Origin of the sequence: Bacillus sp. H1a (genome assembly GCF_000633475.1) — a bacterium.
Classification (GTDB): domain Bacteria; phylum Bacillota; class Bacilli; order Bacillales; family Bacillaceae_G; genus Bacillus_A; species Bacillus_A paramycoides.
The window spans coordinates 26,593-46,389 of the sequence record NZ_AYMH01000033.1 but is presented as its reverse complement, the minus strand read 5'-3'; the positions used below and the strand labels follow the sequence as shown (position 1 = coordinate 46,389).

Annotated in this window: 21 protein-coding genes and 2 pseudogenes; 10 read left to right on the top strand and 13 right to left on the bottom strand. The window is 31.8% G+C overall.

The annotated features are described in order from the left end of the window. Both U860_RS0115900 and U860_RS35645 read right to left on the bottom strand, forming a co-directional pair. Nucleotides 1–342: serine hydrolase (locus tag U860_RS0115900; protein ID WP_162791005.1), on the bottom strand; the 342-nt coding region annotated here is incomplete at its 3' end. Between the two features lie 235 nt (nucleotides 343–577). Beyond that, the gene (locus U860_RS35645) at nucleotides 578–757 is read right to left on the bottom strand and encodes a hypothetical protein (RefSeq protein WP_081806751.1); all 180 of its coding nucleotides are present in this window, start codon (nucleotides 755–757) and stop codon (nucleotides 578–580) included. A gap of 155 nt (nucleotides 758–912) precedes the next feature. On the opposite strand from U860_RS35645, the gene U860_RS0115895 reads away from it, so the two are divergent. Together U860_RS0115895 and U860_RS0115890 are read left to right on the top strand one after the other, a co-directional pair. After that, nucleotides 913–1,245 (top strand): DUF1904 family protein, encoded by a 333-nt coding sequence (locus tag U860_RS0115895; protein ID WP_025149329.1) that lies wholly within the window; start codon nucleotides 913–915, stop codon nucleotides 1,243–1,245. Between the two features lie 247 nt (nucleotides 1,246–1,492). Then, a complete protein-coding gene (locus U860_RS0115890) occupies nucleotides 1,493–1,960 on the top strand; it encodes a GNAT family N-acetyltransferase (protein ID WP_025149328.1) in 468 nt (155 codons plus the stop codon). 202 nt (nucleotides 1,961–2,162) lie between these two features. On the opposite strand, the gene U860_RS0115885 is transcribed toward U860_RS0115890, so the two are convergent. From U860_RS0115885 to U860_RS0115875, 3 genes are all read right to left on the bottom strand, one after another. Continuing rightward, nucleotides 2,163–3,599, bottom strand: a complete 1,437-nt coding sequence (locus tag U860_RS0115885; protein ID WP_025149327.1) for an IS4-like element IS231H family transposase — start codon at nucleotides 3,597–3,599, stop codon at nucleotides 2,163–2,165. Between the two features lie 229 nt (nucleotides 3,600–3,828). Next, a complete protein-coding gene (locus U860_RS0115880) occupies nucleotides 3,829–4,398 on the bottom strand; it encodes a DUF2812 domain-containing protein (RefSeq protein WP_025149326.1) in 570 nt (189 codons plus the stop codon). Beyond that, entirely contained in the window at nucleotides 4,385–4,702 is a 318-nt protein-coding gene (locus tag U860_RS0115875) for a helix-turn-helix transcriptional regulator (RefSeq protein ID WP_000681016.1), read from the bottom strand. Before U860_RS0115875 ends, U860_RS0115880 begins: the two co-directional genes overlap by 14 nt. 654 nt (nucleotides 4,703–5,356) lie before the next feature. Between U860_RS0115875 and U860_RS36845 the strand changes: the two are divergent. After that, a pseudogene (locus U860_RS36845) lies at nucleotides 5,357–5,833 on the top strand (YxeA family protein). Nucleotides 5,834–6,212: 379 nt separating this feature from the next. On the opposite strand, the gene U860_RS0115865 reads toward U860_RS36845, so the two are convergent. The 4 genes and pseudogenes from U860_RS0115865 to U860_RS0115850 all read right to left on the bottom strand — a co-directional run. Beyond that, nucleotides 6,213–8,057, bottom strand: coding sequence for an ABC transporter permease (locus tag U860_RS0115865; RefSeq protein WP_025149324.1), 1,845 nt, complete (start codon nucleotides 8,055–8,057; stop codon nucleotides 6,213–6,215). Nucleotides 8,058–8,072: 15 nt separating this feature from the next. Next, nucleotides 8,073–8,834, bottom strand: a complete 762-nt coding sequence (locus U860_RS0115860) for an ABC transporter ATP-binding protein (protein WP_025149323.1) — start codon at nucleotides 8,832–8,834, stop codon at nucleotides 8,073–8,075. 42 nt (nucleotides 8,835–8,876) lie between these two features. Beyond that, nucleotides 8,877–9,224 carry a YxeA family protein gene (locus U860_RS0115855; protein WP_025149322.1) on the bottom strand — a complete coding sequence of 116 codons (348 nt, stop codon included), beginning with the start codon at nucleotides 9,222–9,224 and terminating at the stop codon, nucleotides 8,877–8,879. Nucleotides 9,225–9,525: 301 nt separating this feature from the next. Further along, nucleotides 9,526–9,717 (bottom strand): annotated as a pseudogene (locus U860_RS0115850) (ATP-binding protein); the annotation flags it as partial. A 203-nt stretch (nucleotides 9,718–9,920) separates the two neighbouring features. On the opposite strand from U860_RS0115850, the gene U860_RS37010 reads away from it, so the two are divergent. The 7 genes from U860_RS37010 (at nucleotide 9,921) to U860_RS0115815 (ending at nucleotide 14,693) form a co-directional block, all read left to right on the top strand. After that, complete coding sequence (locus tag U860_RS37010; RefSeq protein WP_345840341.1) at nucleotides 9,921–10,094, top strand: hypothetical protein; 174 nt, start codon at nucleotides 9,921–9,923, stop codon at nucleotides 10,092–10,094. A 343-nt stretch (nucleotides 10,095–10,437) separates the two neighbouring features. Next, a complete protein-coding gene (locus tag U860_RS0115840) occupies nucleotides 10,438–10,698 on the top strand; it encodes a hypothetical protein (RefSeq protein ID WP_025149320.1) in 261 nt (86 codons plus the stop codon). A gap of 566 nt (nucleotides 10,699–11,264) precedes the next feature. Then, complete coding sequence (locus tag U860_RS0115835; RefSeq protein WP_000979036.1) at nucleotides 11,265–11,477, top strand: helix-turn-helix transcriptional regulator; 213 nt, start codon at nucleotides 11,265–11,267, stop codon at nucleotides 11,475–11,477. Beyond that, nucleotides 11,474–11,908, top strand: a complete 435-nt coding sequence (locus tag U860_RS0115830) for a hypothetical protein (protein WP_025149319.1) — start codon at nucleotides 11,474–11,476, stop codon at nucleotides 11,906–11,908. The genes U860_RS0115835 and U860_RS0115830 overlap by 4 nt, the downstream gene beginning before the upstream one ends. An 18-nt stretch (nucleotides 11,909–11,926) precedes the next feature. Further along, nucleotides 11,927–12,403, top strand: a complete 477-nt coding sequence (locus U860_RS0115825; RefSeq protein ID WP_025149318.1) for a small multi-drug export protein — start codon at nucleotides 11,927–11,929, stop codon at nucleotides 12,401–12,403. 383 nt (nucleotides 12,404–12,786) lie between these two features. Continuing rightward, nucleotides 12,787–12,972: a hypothetical protein gene (locus U860_RS0115820; protein WP_025149317.1), complete on the top strand. Its 186-nt coding sequence runs from the start codon at nucleotides 12,787–12,789 to the stop codon at nucleotides 12,970–12,972. 284 nt (nucleotides 12,973–13,256) lie between these two features. After that, nucleotides 13,257–14,693: an IS4 family transposase gene (locus U860_RS0115815; RefSeq protein ID WP_025149316.1), complete on the top strand. Its 1,437-nt coding sequence runs from the start codon at nucleotides 13,257–13,259 to the stop codon at nucleotides 14,691–14,693. Between the two features lie 485 nt (nucleotides 14,694–15,178). Here U860_RS0115815 and U860_RS0115810 read toward each other — a convergent pair whose 3' ends face one another. The 4 genes from U860_RS0115810 to U860_RS0115795 all read right to left on the bottom strand — a co-directional run bounded on the left by U860_RS0115810 (nucleotide 15,179) and on the right by U860_RS0115795 (nucleotide 19,702). Continuing rightward, nucleotides 15,179–16,201, bottom strand: coding sequence for a sensor histidine kinase (locus tag U860_RS0115810; RefSeq protein ID WP_025149315.1), 1,023 nt, complete (start codon nucleotides 16,199–16,201; stop codon nucleotides 15,179–15,181). Next, nucleotides 16,198–16,869, bottom strand: a complete 672-nt coding sequence (locus U860_RS0115805) for a response regulator transcription factor (RefSeq protein ID WP_025149314.1) — start codon at nucleotides 16,867–16,869, stop codon at nucleotides 16,198–16,200. Before U860_RS0115805 ends, U860_RS0115810 begins: the two co-directional genes overlap by 4 nt. An 81-nt stretch (nucleotides 16,870–16,950) precedes the next feature. After that, nucleotides 16,951–18,945, bottom strand: coding sequence for an ABC transporter permease (locus U860_RS0115800; RefSeq protein WP_025149313.1), 1,995 nt, complete (start codon nucleotides 18,943–18,945; stop codon nucleotides 16,951–16,953). Continuing rightward, on the bottom strand, nucleotides 18,935–19,702 hold the full coding sequence (locus U860_RS0115795) for an ABC transporter ATP-binding protein (RefSeq protein ID WP_025149312.1): 768 nt from the start codon (nucleotides 19,700–19,702) through the stop codon (nucleotides 18,935–18,937). The genes U860_RS0115800 and U860_RS0115795 overlap by 11 nt, the downstream gene beginning before the upstream one ends. Nucleotides 19,703–19,797 lie beyond the last annotated feature (95 nt).

Here is a 19,797-nt window from a genome sequence, read left to right as displayed (position 1 = left end):
CGTCACGCTGCCAATGCGAAAGCGAAAATCTGTTTTCATTGGTTTCTTGGTTCTCAGATCCGCTATCCCAGCGGCATAACTCCACGTTTTTCCACCCTCGGAAGTTTTAGCAAGTATCCCCGGGAATCCAAGTTGCAATGTATCCCGCATTGCTTGCTTGACGGAATTACGATCTCGTTGAGTGCTTGTTTGTAACGAACTAGATACATTTTGAGTGGGCTCTGCTTTTACAATTGAGGTTGGCGTTGTGTATAACAGGGAATTTCCAGCAATTAAAAGGGCCAGACTTGCAAATGTAATTTGACTACGTGTTTTCATAAGGAATTCCTCTCCTCTATTCATATTGTATAGGTGGTTGCTTGCTGTTTCATACTAACCACACAGCTATCATCTCCACTAATGACAAAGGGTCAATCCCTCTTTTTCCACAGGTATGTTAACCCCAGAAATTACTTTTTTTCTGAAACACTCTTGTTACTGGTTTGTTTTTCATATATAAGTCATATCTGTTCCGCCTTTCACGCCTCTTTATATTTTTATCATATACAATGAAAATCTCTTTTTCCTTACCTATTCCTTACAAATCCCTTACGTTCAAAATAGCTTCTATAGCTAGTTGATTAAGTGTAGCGGGAGACATATAGCGATATAACTCTTCGGCAAATAAAGACAACTCTTGTTTTTGATGCATATTCATAAAAAGCACGTCACCCTTTCTCATTAACATAAGAGAATAGTAACGTGCTTTTAACTTCAAGAATAGTCTAAATCCTTAAGTTGATGGATGTGTGGTACTACCCCATGCCTATCAATTTAAGAATGTCATTGAAATGTACCAATAGATTCTAGTGCAGCAAAATAAATTGTGCTATGATGTGAGCAAATATAAAGCTATCTAACGGAGGGATTCACATGCCGCATGTTGTGTTTCGTGGAATTACTACTGAACAATTAAAACGCATAAGCAAGCCATTAGTAGAAGAGCTCGCAGAGATTTGTGAGTGTGGTACGGATAATTTTACGTTGGAACTACCAAGTTCTACGTTTGTATTCAATGGAGAAGAAATAGAAGCGTTTCCTCTTATTGAAGTGAAATGGTTCGAGCGTGGACAGGAAATTCGTGATCGATTTGCCAAGGCCATTACTAAATATGTAATGGATTTTGGACTTCCAGAAGTAGAGGTTGTATTTACGGTTTTCACAGAATCAGCGTATTATATTAACGGGAAGCATTGTGCAAGTTAGAGCTATTTGAAAGATTTTTGTAACATTTATAAGGGGGAGCACTACATCGCCATCAAGCTAATAAAAAGAAATCCCCTCAAAGTGAAAAAAATACGTGTTCACGAATAATTGAGTTGTTTTAAAAAACGATACTAAGAGATTTAGTGTCGTTTTTTTTCATATCGTTTATAATGATTATATAGAATATTCGGCAAACGGATGTTTAACACCAGGACAGTAATTAGAATTTAAAAACGGAGGGGAATTTATGGATATTGATTTATTAGTAAATCGGCCAGAACATATAGAAGATGTTGCAAAAATGGTTTACAAAGAATTTGTTGTACCAACTAGCAGTAAAAAAACATATGAAGAAATTGTCGATTTTTTTAAGAGAACATATGCAGATGAATTTCCAATCACTTTTATAGCGAATGTAGATGAACAATGTGTAGGAACAGTATCCGTATTTGAAAACGATTGGAAAGAAAAATCTCAATATAAACCTTGGTTAGCATCTTTATATGTTGAACCTTCATACCGAAGTCAAAAAATAGGGTTTTATTTAATCAAAGACTTGCTAAAACATATGAAAAAAATAGGTTATACAAAAGTATATTTAAAGACAGAAAATGCTTCAGCTTACTATGAAAAAAGAGGTTGGGAGCATATTGAAACAGTTCTAGATGAACAAGGTGAAAATGTCGATATTTTTAAATATGTATTATTGAAATGATGGGGGTCATCATTAAAGATTTAGCTCTCGAAGTAAACAACTTTATTATTCATTTTTTCTAGTAGGCCTCACCATACATGCCCATCAACTTAAGAACAGAAATAAAATGAATTTTTTTCATATAAACTAAAAAGCTCTTAAAATATTTGATTTCCTTAAAAATAGGCATACTAAATAAACCCTAACGGGTTTCATTTTTTCACTATGCAGCTTTCTTTTGTTTTCTCAATCCATTATACTCATAGACAACACCCATAATATCAAAGACTGTCTTTTTCTCGTATCGATGAGATTTCCGTCCATTTTTCTGTAGTAGGGTAAACAGGCGGATTAGAACCTTTGTTATCTCTTGGGTGTCTTTCTGCATGGCTTGATATAACAGAGATAGATGATCTTGGATCATTCCAATTGCTTTGTATTCACTTAATTCTTTTTTCTTTTTTTGTAGAAGTAATTGCCGCATTTTAAACATAGTAGAGGAACATAGGAAAATGGTAATGAGTTTCCCATATAATTGGCACTCTAATCGTTCTTGCTTTACCGTAGAATAATGATCTATCTTGAATAATGATTTCCACGTTTTAAAAATAATTTCTATTTGCCAACGCAATGTATATAATTCATGTACTTGTTCCATCGGAACCCATTCCCAAGGTGTATTCGTCACGTACACGTTTAAGCCCGCTATCAATTTACTTTTTTCTGAGTACGTTCTATTTTTGGATTTTTCTTTTTCAGCTATCTTATCTCGTCGTTTTTGAAGTTGTTTTTCTGTTAATCGATTAAAAATGACGCGTGCAAACAGTTGTTGTTTATCACCGACATAAGCATTTTTTAATTCAAATGTTTCTCCTGGTTGTAATTGCTTCAAAATCTGTTTTACATCGATTTGTATGTATTCCGATTGTTTCTTAATTGCACCATTTTTAAAGAACTCTGGGTTTGGATTTTTCACATATACATTTGTGTTTAATTTCAATCGAGAAATATAATAGGTGCCACGTTGATCCATTTGATCTAAATCCTCTAATGAAAAATAGCCTAAATCACGAATACATAAATCTCCTGGTCGTAAGGTAGCTAAGCACTCCGTACCAAATGTTTTATCATTATTTTTTCCTGGTCCTATTTGAAAGTTTAAAAACTGTCCGCTATGTAGGTCATATTCTAATTGAATTTTGATTCCAGCTTTTTGGGCACATCCTCCAGAGCCGGGATATACATTTTCTAAAGCATTTGGCACTTGGAATACAGTGGCATCCAGGATACGAATGCGTTTAAAATAAGAAAAAAGTTGGTTAGAGATTTGAGTTTGTTCACATATTTTTTGTTGTAACAATAAAGAGAAAATATGTTGTAAAAACAAAACTGCCTTTGTATTTAAACGTTTATTTAAGCCTTCAGGGCTAAGAAGAGTACCAGTGGCTGCATGAATTCTACTACATAATCGGACTAAGGGATCGCTAGCCACTCGTTGACTAATCCAAATACAAATTGTAGCTAAATCTGAGCCAGAAAACTTACGTTTTCGTTTTATAAATCCAATTTCTCTTGCCAGTTCTTCTAAAAATACAGGTGTGGTGTATCGTTTTAATTCTTCCGCAAATGGTTGTAATTCATCTTGAATCGAGAGATTCATAAAAAACGTCATCCTTTCTTATCTAGCTGTATAAAGACAATAAAGTTATTTAACTTTAATACCTAAAACAAGCATAACCCCGTACTAAATTTAGGACGGGGTTAAAATATAGTTATTTAATTTTCGATATAAGATACTTCACTGTACTCAAAAATATAACAATAAAGTCGTTTAGAAATCTAAGGTTTATTCAACAATAGCGCGCGATCCTGGAAAATTTAAAAAACGTTTATTTTTCTTTTAACATTGAATACTTTTGATAAGTTTTATAGAAGCTGATACCAACGAAAACAAGCATAAGGGCTGGAAGCAACCTCAAAAGGACAAATGGAGTTTCAAATAATAATGCTTTCCAAAACAATGCACCTTTCATACTCCAAAGACCTTCAGTTAAATATAAACCTGAATTCTTGTAAAGCATATGAAAATAAGGCAATAACAGTATACCAATACCAGATGAATAACCCATCAATCTTTTATAATAATTGCTCTTTGATTGGCGATCCGAGAAGATTTCATTTTGATCATCATCTTCTTTTTGCCAATATCGAGTTCCACTAAGCCAGGGCCCCTTTATATAGTTCCAACTGAAATCTTCATATATCCCTCTGTAATCTTTAAACTTTTTCTTTGACAAGTAATCTTGATAATCCAGTCGCATCACATATCTCTTGTTGGTTTTTTCGAAAGTGTATATTCCTAGTCCACTAATATTTGTACAACGATAGCCCTTTTGTAATTGCTCGTTCAGCCATTGCTCCTCTTTTCCAATATCAAAAAATATCTTAAATTTCTTCATTAGATTCACTTCTTTCGTACAGAGATAAAATATGTAATAACCTGTTTTGTTCCATTTTCAAAATGGCGCTTCCTTCTGCAGTTATCATATAAACTTTTCTTCGACCCAACTCTCCTACAGGTTCAATCCAACCATGCTTATTCAAGTTTTCAATCGCACCGTATAATGTACCAGCTGCTAAAATGACAGTACCTTTACTTATCTTTTCTATCTTCTGCATTACGGCATAGCCATGGAGTGGCTCACGCATAGCTAATAAAATATAATGCATTGTTTCAGACAACGGTAATAATTTATGTTTCATATCCTCACCCTTTATTCAGTTCGACTATATAGTTCAACTTAATAATAACGTAATACAGTTCAACTGAATAGTCAACAACATTTTCAAAATTAGTCAAAGGAACTTAAAATAAATAGCTTGATAACAAGGGGGAAATAAAGCTAAAAAGTCACTTTCCTTACGTAAGGGAAAGCGACTTTTTGTGTAGTCTTATTCAATTAAATGGCTCAATTGTTGAATAACATGACCAGAATTTTTTAAATAACTTTATTATGTTTTAAAAGAATTTATTGTAAATTAAACAACTTTATTATCTCTGGACACTAGCTTGTTAAGAAAGAATAACGTTTTTTTGTACTTGGGGGTAGTGGAAATTCTTAAGTTGATGGGCATGGCCTCACCATACCATTTCGGGAAAATTGTACGTTTAGACACAAATTGGACACAACTATCTGTTTTCTTACTCTTTAAGGAAATAGATAGTTTTTTTATTTCTGTATATCAGTTGGAGAGTTTTTGCTGCCTATACTTTGATTGAAAAAATAATAATCATTAACGTCTTACAACATTGTAAGGTAGATGTAAGAAAAATAGATATCTTCATTAAAGCATAATAGCTAAACTAACGATGTATGAATCAACCTGAGATTAAATTACACATCGGAGGTAATTTTTATGAGTAAAACCGTATTACATGTAAATAAAGTAGAAAAGATATAGGGTAAAAAGGGGAAAAATCAATCCCATGCCTTAAAAGGCGTTTCTTTTTCGATTGAAGAAGGAGAGTTTGTTGGAATCATGGGTCCTTCAGGTTCAGGGAAGACAACATTATTAAACGTGATTTCTACTTTAGATAAAGCAACAGAAGGTATCATTACCATCGCTGGGACAGATATCACAAAGATGAAAGGTAATGAAGATAAGTCACAGCATCCAACCACAAAAGAATATAAATTAGACGCTTATAATGAGGAAGGAGAAAAGGCTAAAGTTACTTTTACTGTGTCAGAGGAGCTAAAGAACCCTACGTTTCTTCGTATTCGTGTATTAAAATCAAAAGATCCTGATGAAAATCATTTCGTTAAGAATTACGAAACAGTAAAAGAAACCGAACTACCTGAGAAAGTAAAAGAGAAAATAAAAGGTAATTAAAGAATAGCGATTATTTCGTATGAAAAAATTTCTTGAATAATGATTAAAAAAGTAACCTGTACAATAAAAGGCAGGTTACTTTTTTATATGGGTACCGCACCAACCAAATGACATAAAACCAGTGATAATACATTTTATAAAAGATAAAAACCCGAACCTCCTACGTTAAGGGGAAGATCATTCATTTTATAAGTATCTAGATAAAGAAAAAGAACATAAATTAAAATTATATTCCCTTTCTCTCTTGTTTATATACGAAATATTCGATTAAACCCAATCTAGCTACCTTGTTAGCTAAAAGCAAGCTAACTATAATGCCAATAAATATTGGATATCCTAATTAAATATAAAGCATATACAATAAAACATCACATTCTTATTACTTTTTTTCAGGAAGAACAATTCCTTTATATAATTGAACTGTAATAAGGTAATAGATCGAATAGATAACCACGAAAATCAAGATTGGTAACCAAATACGGAAATATGGGTCAATTAAGATGAAACCAAAAATCTTCATACCCAATAATACATGAATTATACCTACTATCCCTGGAAATAAAAACACTAAAAATAACTCTTTATAAATGGATTTTGCTAATAATTCATGACGGACTCCAATTTTACGAAGCATTTCATAGCGTACAATATCTTTTGATGCACCAGAAAGAATCTTAAACATTAAGCAGCTTGCCATCATCGCAAGGAAAGCAATACCTAAGAAGAATCCCATAAATACTGTTCCGCTGGCACTGGCGTAAATCCCAGTATATATTTGATATTTACTGAAGATATCTTCAGCTGTGACATTTTTATATTTAACTAGCTGCAACTCGTCAATTTTTTTCCATTTATCTAAATATGTTACAAAATCCTCAGTTTTTCCAATTACAACAATGTTTTCTTTTTCTTGTATGCCATCGTACATTTTTTGATCTACTATTTTTTTTACTTTTTCCATGTAATTTAAATAGGTTGGTTGAAGAGAGCGTAAAGCGTCATCCCACTCTTCTGGGATAATATTTGTATTCTCCTCACCATATTTTGAAATTGCTCCTACAGGAAGATTTTCAGAAACTCGTTTTACTTTCCCTCTATCCTTTTTTTCTATTCCAGCTTGCACAAGTGGACGGTTTTTCTCTAAATCTTCTTTCAAGTAGTAAACATATTTATCATCTACTTTATAGTGATATTCATTCTTTTCTTTAAATGTAATACCATCTAAAATATTCTTTTCTTCTGCTGTTGGATTATGAATGACTGTATCGTATATTTCAAGTTGATCCGTCGATTGAATTACGTTATTTTTGAAAGCCATCCCACCTGAAATGGCCCCCGCACCAAGTGCTACTAACATTGCTACTGTTGCGAGTACCTTTGTTAAACTATTAATACGAAAGTTTAATTGAGCAAATGTAAAAGCATTAAGACCTTTCTCACTACGCTTTTTATTACTCTTTAATTTTTTAATAATAAGCGGAAGGACAGAAGTAAATAACATATACGTTCCCGCTGTAGTTGTAAGCATCGCAATCATAGGACCCTGTTCTTTTAACTTATTCATATAAATCATCGAAGCATATCCAATTCCTAATAAAATAATGGCTAAAAATGAAACAATCCCAGTCCACTTACCTTTAATCATTGTACGTTCTGCTGAAGCATCTGCATGTACAAGTTGCAGAACGGAGATGCGTGATAATTTCACACTATTCATAATGGCAGATAACATAAATAATACCAAGAAGAACATACAAGTAACTAACATAGATGGTACATAAAACCCTTGGTAACCACTCGCAGTAAAATCCAGTTGCTTCATGAGGAGTTTACCAATCCCTTGTGAAAGCCCTATTCCTACTGTAATTCCAATTACTAAGGATACTGCCCCAATAATAATCGTTTCCAGAAACATAAGTAATGTAACCTTATGTTTTTTTGCACCTAACATCATATACATCCCAAATTCTTTTTGACGAAGAGACATCAAAAAAGAATTTGCATATAGAACATAGAAGAATGTAATGATTGCTAATAGAGCTGAACCTGTTTGAAAAACAGGCGCAATTGACCGAATAGTAGTATTTGCTTCAAAAAATGCTTTATTTAATGCTAGCGTTTGAAACATGTAAAAAATTGAAATTGACATAACAAGACCAACTAGTAATACTATATAATCTTTTAGCTTACTTTTTAGTCCTGATATAGAAAGTTTAAATATCATGGTGGGTGTCCTTTCTTATCCTTTTTGTTTACCTAAATCCGCAAGTACATCTAAAATTTCTTTATAGAACACTTCACGCGTACCACTACGATGAATTTCTTTATATAACTCGCCATCTTGAATGAACAAAATGCGCTGGCAATAACTTGCACTATATGGATCATGTGTCACCATCATAATGGATACATCTTGTTTTTCATTTAAATTTTTTATTGCTTCTAAAAGGCTTGTTGCATTTTTTGAATCCAGTGCCCCTGTTGGTTCGTCCCCTAAAATAATGGCTGGTTCATGTACAAGCGCACGTGCTGCTGCGGAACGTTGTTTTTGCCCACCAGATACCTCAGATGGATATTTTTGAAGTATTTCCGAAATCCCTAACATATTGGCTACTTTCTTTACTTTTGGACCAATCTTACGCGATGGGACTCCTTGAAGTGAAAGTGGAAGTGCAATATTTTCATAAATAGATAAATTCTCTAATAAATTGAAATCTTGAAAGATAAATCCTAATTTTTGAGCGCGAAAATCTGAAAGCTCTCCTTGCTTCATTTTAGTAATATCGATACCAGCAATTTCAACAATACCGCCAGTTGCTACATCTAATGTTGAAATTACATTTAATAATGTTGTTTTTCCTGAACCAGACGGTCCCATGATTCCAACAAATTCTCCCTCTTGAATCGAGAACGATACATCTCTTAAAGCGTGTGACTGATTTTCACCTTTTTTACCGTACACTTTTTGAACATTTTTTACATTTACAACTGAGTTGTTCATAATATTCTCCTACCTTTGTTTTTAACTCGATAAATTCATTCTTTATTTTTTTAGTTTTTCTTTTGCTTTCTCAGGAACTTCTTTTTCCTGCACTTTCTCAAATTCGTAAACATACTTTCCTTTTACATGAACCTTTAAATAAGAATCTGGATAATCATTCTTACCAGAAACCCCTACTTTAATGGTATTTTCATCGCCTGATTTATCAACTCCGTTTAACATGTAAAAATATCTCTTACCATCAGGTTTTGCTTCCCCTTTTGTAAGGACGTACACATCTTTTTCTTTCACTAATGGATTAAATCTATCTATTGTTTCTCCTCCCATATAAGTTAATAATCCACCTCCTACAACAACTAATCCTGATACTGCGATCCATGCTTTTTTCATCTATCTTTTCCGCCTTTCTTTTCCTATTTAATTAGATGTCATCTTATTCATTCTTTTGGATTTTAATGAGAATGAATATGCTTTCTAACACATTTGTAAGTATAGAGAGTGTTTCTTAATAAATACTGAGGGGATTTCTTAACTTTTTCTTAACAAAAACTTTAAACTTTAATCGTTCAATAATTTTTCAATCTAATAAAAAAGAACTCTTTTGCAAGAGTTCTTTTTTACCTTGTTAACAAACGGTACATTTTTAGTTCGTATCATTTCATTACACCAAGAAACAATTTATATAACATTATTACTTTTCTGCTTCAATGGGAAGTGAAATAATAAAACGCACAATACCATCTTCATATTCTGCTCGAATGTCTCTGCTTTGCAAATCAACAATACTTTTTGCAATGGCAAGTCCAAATCCTTCTGAGACTCTGCTTCTTGATTCATCCTTTTTATAAAAACTTTCAAATAAATTCTTCAATTCTTGTCTTGTATGGGTACGGAAACGATTCTGAGTATGAGGGGTCAATATGGGTTTTTATTACAAATACAAAAAGAAGGATCAGATTTTTCAATATGTATACGACTTTGGAGATTATTTATTGGTTGCTACAGATTCAAATTGAAAGTATACTGGATCACTCCTCTGATGAGGTAACATGTATGGGCAGAGAAAATTCAGCTTAATTAGAGGATATTAGATGTATTCCAGGATATATTAAATTTTTAGAAGCAATAAAAGATCCTTCACACCCACAATATTTACTCTATGAGGAATGGGATTTACTAGATTTTGATTCTTTTTTCTTCGACATACAAGAAGTGATTAAGGGATTAGCCTATTGTGATTGGATCATAAATAAATGGTAGTTCTCTTTATATAGTTTTGAAAAAGAACCTAATTTTTTGTGTACAGAAAATTGTATGTTTATGAACAGAAGGTTAAACTCAATACTATCAACGTTTTCTAGCTATAATCGTGTTCATAAAGTGTGTAAACAAATCAATGTTCAATTAAACCTAGGTTTTTATCTTTCTGAACATGTATTCATCTTTATAAAATACTGTAATGATAAGGGTTTGTAGTCCTTAGCGTACAATTTTCTTTTTTTGATATGGTGACCCCTATTTAAAACGAAATAAACAGAAAATTCACGATATAATAGACGTAACAATATCCATAATTCGGAAAATGAATATTAGGAGGAAATTTATGCAACCACTTTTTGGACAAAAAATGATTAATTATAAAACAATAGACAAGTTGTTTCTAATTTTAATTTTACTATCTGGTATTTTAGCTTTTAGCATCGGTCAATATTTATATGTTACATTCTTCTTATTAGGGATTATGTTTATATATAGAAGCATAAGAGATTTGTATTTAAATATTTCATATATAATTATTGCTCTTGAGTTAGTAGTAGGTGTATTTTTAGCCATATATATGGCACTTAATTATTTAGTTGCTTAGATGAAAATATAAAAAAGAATACCGCCTTTAAAGGTGGTATTCTTTTTTATATTAATGAATTGTCTTTTTGTTTATAGTGTTTTGAATGTATACTTTTGTTATTGATTTTGCTAAAAATAGATAAAGTTGGATAGGGTTAATGAAATCAATATTTTAAATGTATACTAATGGCTAAAAGTTTACTTTCGGGTTTTGAATCATTTATAGCTAATTTTGTAATAAATTTCTCAATATTGATATAGATGTTAAATATGGGTTTTATATCGAAAATTAACAAAAAATATAATAGGGGTCACCATACATAGCCATCAACTTAAGAACTCATAATACCCCAAAAATAAAAATTTTATCTCATTACAGTTGTCTATGGGAATTTAGTTCATTTTTGGTGGTTTTGGAGAACAAAAAATTTCTTAACTTGATAGCGATGGGGTGGGCTCCCTTTTTAACTTAGGGTTAATTTATGTCGTATATAGCAATTATTCATTACAAAATGCAAATGATTATTTACATTTTGTTAGTAATCATTTACAATTACAGTAATTGTAAATGAGGAAAGGGAAATTATGATGCTAGAAAACAGAGTTAGAGAATTACGAGCACGATTTAGATGGACTCAGCAAGACTTGGCCGATGCAATTGGGGTCACAAGGCAGACAATTGGATTAATAGAAAAAGGTGATTATTCTCCATCTGTCACTATGGCGTTAAAAATAGCTGCTGTATTTCAAGTTACCGTAGAAGAGGTTTTTTATTTAAAGGGAGAGGAACGATTATGATAAAACAGGTTTTAAGATCTCCACTTATAGGGGCCAGTATATTTGTGTTGATTATTGCATTTTTACTATTTTCTCTTATGAATACACAACTCATTTTAGCTAAGTTATGTTTCGGGATTTTAGTGACGGTTACTTTTTTATGGCTCATTCTCACAAGGATTTATAACCGAAAGAATCCTCATGATAAGATTAGGTTATTTGGTTTTATACCATCTGAATTTCGTGAAATAGATGAAGGGCAGCAGTGGGTAACCTATAAGGCTTGCCGAAGTGTGTATATTTACTATAGCATTGCGCTTCCAGTAACGGCAGGGATTTGCTTCCTCTTTTCTCAACATAATTTTGTTCCATTATTGTGCATTGGTTTACTAGGTGCAGGTCAATACATTGTCTATTGGTTAACTACTATTCTTATTTTAAATCGTATTTAACAAAGGGGATGAAACAATATGGTGGAGTGGGCTCAAAATGCGGGTGCATTATGGCAATATGTAGTGTTATTTCTTTTAGCTTTTGCCCCATGGATGGATGTATCAATCGTTGTACCACTTGGCATCGCATGGGGGTTACAACCATTTGCAGTAGGAGTAACAGCATTTGCAGGAAATCTTATCTTGGTTCTATTACTCGGTTTTTTCTTTAAACAGTATGCAAAATGGCAAGCAGCAAGAAAACTAAAAAAAGGTATAACAACACCTTCTAAAAAAGAAACCCGATCAAGAAAAATATGGGAACGCTATGGTATTCCAGGTTTGGCTCTTCTAGCTCCAATTCTCGTAGGAACTGATATTGCAGCCGTATTAGCTTTAACATTTGGATCTAGCCGGACACACGTCATAAGTTGGATGACGGTCAGTCTAGCAGTATGGACAGTCATTTTTACAGTTGCTGCGATGTATGGGCTTAGCTTTTTAAATATTATTTAGGATATCATGATGATTTTAGGTAATCTAAAATCGTTCACTACCTAAAAATTATGGAGTGATGAAGTGAGTTCATATAATATCAAGACAAAAACTTTGACCAAAAACATTTGAACACTCAACTAGCTGTACGATATGGTCATAGTACCGTAGTTCACGGACCTATATGGGTAGAGACACATTGCTATCAAGCTAATATTTTGAAGCATCCCCAGAACAAAAAAATTGTACATTTTCACCTGGAGATGTCAATTTTTTCGTTTTGGGGTATTTGCTTTTCTTAGCTTGATGGGAATCTGGTGGGACCTCTATATGCGTTATTTTTTCGCAATTTTATGATAAAATAAATGTATTGGGAATATTTCTTAAGAAAGGTGGTAATTGGAATGGTCAGCGAAACAAATGGGAAAATAATTAATCAAGTGGCGATATTCTTTAGCATATTTACATTATTTTTATATGTTGTAGGATTTTTTGGTCTTACACAGTTCTTAGGTGCAACCGTAATATACATTCAGTATATCTCTCTTGCTCTAGCCGTTATTTTGACTATTGCAGGACGAGGAAAATAATTAAACAAATTATCCTTTAAAATCTTAGCATTTGGCGTTGGAGGTATATTAGTTCTGTACCTTCTGATCGTAGTCCTATGGGTTACTAACGCTCAACCATAAGTTTCAGAAATAAGTCAGGTATAACCTTGCTTATTTTTTTTACTTTTTTTGATGAATCCCTGTTTATCCGCTCTTTAAGGGCTAGCGTCACATCACTATCAACCTAAGATAAATTTATATCCATAATTCACAGAAAGCGTTATTCTTTTTGTAGAAATATACAGAAAGGATGGCGTTTTCTTATGAATATTTCGATTCAAGATGAACTACAATCATTTGCTGAAGAGCTACAACGATATGTGACACCTGTATTTTTAGAAGAACTTGCAAGTGAAATAGGATTTATAAAGCGAAAACGTAAGTTTTCTGGATCAGACTTAGCTACTATTTGTATTTGGATTAGTCAACGGGTGGCAAGTGATCCTTTAGTTCGATTATGTAGTAGGCTTCATGCAGCGACAGGCACTTTACTCAGCCCTGAGGGCTTAAATAAACGTTTAAATGCGAAAGCAGTTTTGTTTTTAAAACATATTTTTTCTTTACTGTTAGAACAAAAAGTATGTGAACAAGCACAAATTTCTAACCACCTTTTCTCTTATTTTCAACGAATCCGTATCCTAGATGCCACCGTATTTCAAGTGCCAAATGCTTTAGAGGATGTATATCCAGGCTCTGGAGGGTGTGCCCAAACAGCTGGAATCAAAATTCAATTAGAATATGATTTGCACAGTGGGGAATTTCTTAACTTTCAAGTTGGACCAGGGAAAAATAATGACAAAACATTTGGTACGGAATGCTTAGATACCTTACGACCAGGAGATTTATGTATTCGTGATTTGGGTTATTTTTCATTGGAAGACTTAGATCAAATGGATCAACAAGTCACATACTATATTTCTCGTTTGAAATTAAATACAAATGTATATGTGAAAAATCCAAACCCGGAATACTTTAAAAATGGTGCAATAAAAAAACAATCGGAATACATACAAATCGATATAAAACAGATTTTAAACCAACTCCCCCCCGGAGAAACATTTGAATTAAAACATGCTTATATTGGTGATAAACAACAACTGTTTTCACGTGTTATTTTTAATCGATTAACAGAAAAACAACTTCAAAAAAGACGAGCGAAAATCTTGGAGAAAGAAAAATCCAAAAATAGAACGTACTCAGAGAAAAGTAAAATGGTAGCGGGATTAAACGTGTACGTGACGAATACACCTTGGGAATGGGTTCCGATGGAACAGGTACATGAGTTATATACTTTACGTTGGCAAATAGAGATTGTCTTTAAAACATGGAAATCACTCTTCAAAATAGACCATTATCGTAATGTAAAACAAGAACGATTAGAGTGCCACTTATATGGAAAGCTAATCGCTATTTTCCTGTGTTCCACTACTATGTTTAAAATGCGCCAACTTCTTTTGCAAAAGAAGAAAAGAGAATTAAGCGAATATAAAGCGATAGGAATGATCCAAGATTATCTATATCTTTTGTATCAAGCTATACAGAAAGACACTCAAGAAATAACAAAGATTCTAATCCGTCTATTCCACCTACTACAGAAAAATGGGCGGAAATCTCATCGATATGAGAAGAAAACAGTCTTTGATATTATGGGTGTTGTCTATGAGTATAGTAGACTTAGAAAACAAAAAAGAGCTGCATAATTAAAAAAATGCAACCCTTTAGGGTTTATTTGGTATGTGGATTATTAAAATATACTCTATTTTAATAATGTTTTAACCCAGCTGGACGAAAGTTCAGTTTGTTTCCATCCTTAAGTTGATGGGCATGGGGTCACCATATCAAAAAAAGAAAATTGTACGTTTGGACACAATTTGGACACAAATTAACCGATTCCCTGTACGTTAAGGAACCGGTTAATTATTTTACTGTTTTATATAGTGTACAATTTCTCGCTTACGAGGTCTGTGTAGCAACCGAACCAAATCTTACGTTAAGTATTAGTGGACATCAAAAATAGTAATGACTAATCTAGATTAACATCTATCCGATTCACAATTAAATATACCAATATGTTAAATAGCTAAGTAATACAAACGGTATGAAGAGAATTTCTATTCTTTTCATACTTTTTTAAATTTGTTTATAAGTTTCATACGAAATACGTGGAAAGATGGCAGCATCTCTGTTATAAAAGAGACTCCAAAGTTACCATGCCTGACAAAGGAAATATTAATGTAACCCTAGTTCCTTTATTCACTTCAGAATCGATGCCAATTTTTAATCCCAATTTTGAGCACAGTTTTTCGCATAGATACAAGCCCATTCCTGTACTTTTGCTAAATCTCCTTCCATTCTCTCCAGTAAATCCTTTTTCAAAAACTCTGTTTATATCTTTAGGTATTATCCCTACTCCATTATCCTCTATAGTTAGTATTACTGAGTTAGCTTTCTTAATTGAGTATATACGTATCATTTGTTCTTTGTTATTTGAGTACTTTATAGAATTTCCTATTATTTGATTAATAATAAATTCAACCCATTTTCTATCACTATATACGATTTCATTAATATCTTTTATATCTAACTTTATTCTCTTATGAATAAAATCTCTATAATTTCTTTTAATTACAGTTCTTACTACATCATCAAGGTTGATTGGTTTTATAATATAGTCCTTACTGACATTATTGCTTCGAGAATAATACAGCACCTGTTCTACAAACCCTTCGATTCGATCCAATTGGGAGTCTATTTTATTAGTTACTTCATTTTGATTATTTTCAATTATTAGCTTTGTAGAAGCTATAGGTGTCTTAATTTCATGCACCCATGTTTCTATATATTCTCTGTAATCTAATTGCATATCTCTATAATATTTTACATTTTCATGCATATCTCTACTTATTTCTTTCAGAATAGCGTTAAGCTTTTCCCCATGTATAAAGTTTGCTTCCTTTACTACCTCTGGAAGTAGGTATTTTTTCTCCAAGTTTTCTAATATGCCATTAATCTCGTTATAATAATTTTTACATTTTATAAATTCTATAGCCATATATGAAATCAATGGAAAAAACCAAATACAAAAGACAAAGAATATTATAATGAACTGAACATTCGCAGTCAGCAATATACCTGCTAGTATAATAAATGCCAGTACATTAGATAGTATTACTACCATTTTATCTTTAATAAATTCACCTATATTCATGGCATTATATACCCTAACCTTCTTCTTGTTTCAATTGGATTTTCTATACCTATCTCTTCAAGCTTTTTTCTTAATCTATTTATATTAACAGTTAAGGTGCTATCATCCACAAAATAATCGGATTTCCATAAGGATTCCATGAGTGAATCTCTTTTTACAATATTCCCGCGATTATTCATTAAGCATGAGAGTATCTTAACTTCATTTTTAGTTAACTCTACGGACTTATCTTGATAAGTAACCGTTGCATTCGAAAGATTCAAATGAAAATCTTTATAATGTAAGATGTTAGTCGCCTTTACGCCCCCATGTGTTCTTCTTAAGATGTTAGTTACTCTTGCTAATAGTATTTCTGTATTATAAGGCTTTGTTATAAAATCATCTGCTCCTAAATTCATACTTATGAGTTCATCTACATCACTATCTCTGCTTGTAACCATTATGATTGGAACATCTGAAGTTTTACGTATTTCTCTGCATATATAATAGCCATCGAACACAGGAAGATTTATGTCTAGTAATATAAGATCTGCATTCTCATTTTCTGCATATTCGATAATATGATTAAAATCTGTGGGAGCCTTTACTTCATATCCATACTTGATAAAAAATTTTTGTAATTCTTCTCGGATGATTTCATCATCTTCAATAAGAATGATTTTTTTCATGACTTTTCCCTCCCTATATAGAATATAAGGCTATTACATCTTGAGAAACAAGATGTAATAGCCTTAATGAGCATTATAAAATCAAGTATTACTTTTTACAATATTTTTATACCCGACATATGTCGTGTAGAAATATCCTACATAAACTACAAGAAATACTAAGCCAGTCATCAATGCTGGTAAAGCAATGTCTGTTTGTTGAAGTGAGTTAATAAAATTATTGACTACATAAATTCCAACTACAGAATGAATTAGAGCAAGAATAACTGGAAGACTAAAGTATACGAAAGTTTGAATGAAAATCGTTTTGTCGATCATTGTTCCGTTTGAACCAATTCTCTTCAAAGATTTATATCGATCTATGCTATCACTGGCTTCTGATAATTGTTGAAGAGCTAATACAGCCATACTCGTTATTAAAAATACAATCCCTATATATATCCCAATAAATAGTATGATAGTTTTCAATCCCTTACTCGCTGCATAAGCTTCATCCTTTGATATGCCACCTATATATTCAATATTTAATGTGGGACCATTACCATTAGGGTCATAAAAGATCGGTTCAACGTTATCATATTTTTTATTATATTCTTCTCTATTTCCATCTAAATAATTCACATTTAATACGGATTCACTAATTTTGTAGCCTGATAAAAACTCGTCATTTATAACGACTGTGAATAAATTAGTTGTCCCATCAAAAGTGTGAAGATTTTCTTGTATAACTTTAGCGTTTTTTACCAGATATTCTTTTTCTTTAATATTCATTTTGTTGCTATTATTTAATCTTTCATTTATCGGATTAACCAACTGATTAATATTTGATAAAAGTAAAACTTCATTGTTATTTAAATTGATTTCTTTTTCACCTTTAAGTTTTAAAATTTTATTGTAATCAGAGATTTTAATGAAATCCACATCGCGTTTCTTAGAACGTTTATTTTCTTGTGTTAAATAGTCTTCAACTTTCATCCCTGTATGATATACATTATAAGATACATATTTTTCGTTCTTACTTATTTTAAAATTAAATTTATTTAACACGTCTTCTATAGTGTAACTTTCATCCTTATTCATCAACACAATACTGGCATCAAATGGTGTTGCTTCTTTCATTGTTGCGTCTATACTTCTTTTAAAGCTTATTCCTGTAGATAAAGTCACCATTGTAAGGCATAACATTAAACAGATTACAGACATGGATATAAAATTTGTATTAACCTTACTATTTATTTGTTTAATGATAAATATATTTAACCCTTTAAAATAGACTTTTTTATTTTTCTTTACAACATATAATATAAATCCAGATAAACTAAAGAAAAACAGCAATGTACCTAATATGCCAAGAATGATTGATACCATGAGCATAGGATTTCTAAAATCTAATCCGATTTTTAGTACAGTCACATATGCATATCCAAGTGATGCTACACACATAATAAATGTGATTACATAGATAAGAGGATTTCTAAATTTTACATCTTCGTTTTTTCTACCTGCGGTTAACAAATCAATGATTTTGTATTTAGAAACAACATATACATTAAATAACATAACAAGTATAAACATAACTCCAAAGTATAATACAGTTTTACCTATAGCACCTGTTGAAATTGCAAATTGATATTTATTCATGGGCAAATCAAATAACTTTAATGCAAATGTAGATAATCCCTGTGATACTCCAATACCTAGTATAAGTCCACTCATTAAAGATATAACGCCAACTAGAAATGTCTCTGTTACTAATATTCTGGATATGGTTCTTCTTCCCATACCTAAAGTCATGTATATTCCTAATTCTTTTTTACGTTTTTTGATTAAGAAATTATTTGCATACAATATTAAACCACCTAATATTGCAGATACAAATACTGAAACATTTGAGATAACGTTCATTAAAGTAGACGCATACGCTCTACCTGAAGTGTCAATTTCCATAAGTGCCTTTTGTGATTCTATTGAGTTAAAGCTATAAAATATACAAACAGCTAATGTTAGTGTTAAGAAATATATCGCATAATCTTTAAAGCTTTTCTTTACATTACCAACAGCAATCTTAGAATACATTATTATCGTCACCTCCAAGAAGGGTTATAACTTCGATAATTTTAGTAAAGAATTCTTTTCTGGAATCATTCCCTCTTACCAACTCGCTAAATATTTTCCCATCTTTAATAAAAAGAATTCTACGAGCATAGCTTGCTGTAAATGCATCATGAGTAACCATAAGTATTGTAGCTTTTAAATCCTTATTTAGACTTTCAAATCTTTCAAGTAATAATCGAGCTGATTTAGAATCTAATGCTCCTGTTGGTTCATCTGCAAGTACTAAAGATGGATCTGTTACGATAGCTCTTGCCGAAGCAACCCTTTGTTTTTGTCCGCCTGACATTTGATACGGATATTTACTTAATACTTCTTCAATGCCTAAATATTTTGCTACTGATTTTATTTTGCCATCAATTTTTGAACTTTCCTCACCTTTTATTGTTAACGCTAAGGCAATATTTTCATAAGCGGTAAGAGTATCTAATAAATTAAAGTCCTGAAATATAAACCCTAATTCACTTTGTCTAAACTTATCTAGTGCCTTTGATTTTAACCGAGTAATGTCACTATTATTTATGATTATTTTTCCCGTAGTAACATTATCAATAGTTGATATACAGTTAAGCAATGTAGTTTTACCACTTCCTGAAGGCCCCATTATCCCAACAAATTCTCCCTCATCTACCTTAAAACTAATATTATCTATAGCCTTTGTTACATTACCTTTATTACCATAATATTTTTCAATTTTTTCTACACTTAATATATTTCGCATGTATACTTCTCCTTTTTCATTATAAAAATTCTTTAACTCTCATTCATTTCTGTAATTTATTTTATATAATTTCATTTATAGTATCGATGGAATTA

Excerpts from the sequence above, each read along its gene's own strand:
- U860_RS0115865 (WP_025149324.1), bottom strand. The coding sequence starts at position 8,057 with ATGATATTTAAACTTTCTATATCAGGACTAAAAAGTAAGCTAAAAGAT.
- U860_RS0115875 (WP_000681016.1), bottom strand. The coding sequence starts at position 4,702 with ATGAAACATAAATTATTACCGTTGTCTGAAACAATGCATTATATTTTA.
- U860_RS0115885 (WP_025149327.1), bottom strand. The coding sequence starts at position 3,599 with ATGAATCTCTCGATTCAAGATGAATTACAACCATTTGCGGAAGAATTA.
- U860_RS0115890 (WP_025149328.1), top strand. The coding sequence starts at position 1,493 with ATGGATATTGATTTATTAGTAAATCGGCCAGAACATATAGAAGATGTT.
- U860_RS0115810 (WP_025149315.1), bottom strand. The coding sequence starts at position 16,201 with ATGAATATAGGTGAATTTATTAAAGATAAAATGGTAGTAATACTATCT.
- U860_RS0115835 (WP_000979036.1), top strand. The coding sequence starts at position 11,265 with ATGATGCTAGAAAACAGAGTTAGAGAATTACGAGCACGATTTAGATGG.
- U860_RS0115860 (WP_025149323.1), bottom strand. The coding sequence starts at position 8,834 with ATGAACAACTCAGTTGTAAATGTAAAAAATGTTCAAAAAGTGTACGGT.
- U860_RS0115800 (WP_025149313.1), bottom strand. The coding sequence starts at position 18,945 with ATGTATTCTAAGATTGCTGTTGGTAATGTAAAGAAAAGCTTTAAAGAT.
- U860_RS0115830 (WP_025149319.1), top strand. The coding sequence starts at position 11,474 with ATGATAAAACAGGTTTTAAGATCTCCACTTATAGGGGCCAGTATATTT.
- U860_RS0115880 (WP_025149326.1), bottom strand. The coding sequence starts at position 4,398 with ATGAAGAAATTTAAGATATTTTTTGATATTGGAAAAGAGGAGCAATGG.
- U860_RS0115840 (WP_025149320.1), top strand. The coding sequence starts at position 10,438 with ATGCAACCACTTTTTGGACAAAAAATGATTAATTATAAAACAATAGAC.
- U860_RS0115805 (WP_025149314.1), bottom strand. The coding sequence starts at position 16,869 with ATGAAAAAAATCATTCTTATTGAAGATGATGAAATCATCCGAGAAGAA.
- U860_RS0115815 (WP_025149316.1), top strand. The coding sequence starts at position 13,257 with ATGAATATTTCGATTCAAGATGAACTACAATCATTTGCTGAAGAGCTA.
- U860_RS0115855 (WP_025149322.1), bottom strand. The coding sequence starts at position 9,224 with ATGAAAAAAGCATGGATCGCAGTATCAGGATTAGTTGTTGTAGGAGGT.
- U860_RS0115795 (WP_025149312.1), bottom strand. The coding sequence starts at position 19,702 with ATGCGAAATATATTAAGTGTAGAAAAAATTGAAAAATATTATGGTAAT.
- U860_RS0115895 (WP_025149329.1), top strand. The coding sequence starts at position 913 with ATGCCGCATGTTGTGTTTCGTGGAATTACTACTGAACAATTAAAACGC.
- U860_RS0115820 (WP_025149317.1), top strand. The coding sequence starts at position 12,787 with ATGGTCAGCGAAACAAATGGGAAAATAATTAATCAAGTGGCGATATTC.
- U860_RS0115825 (WP_025149318.1), top strand. The coding sequence starts at position 11,927 with ATGGTGGAGTGGGCTCAAAATGCGGGTGCATTATGGCAATATGTAGTG.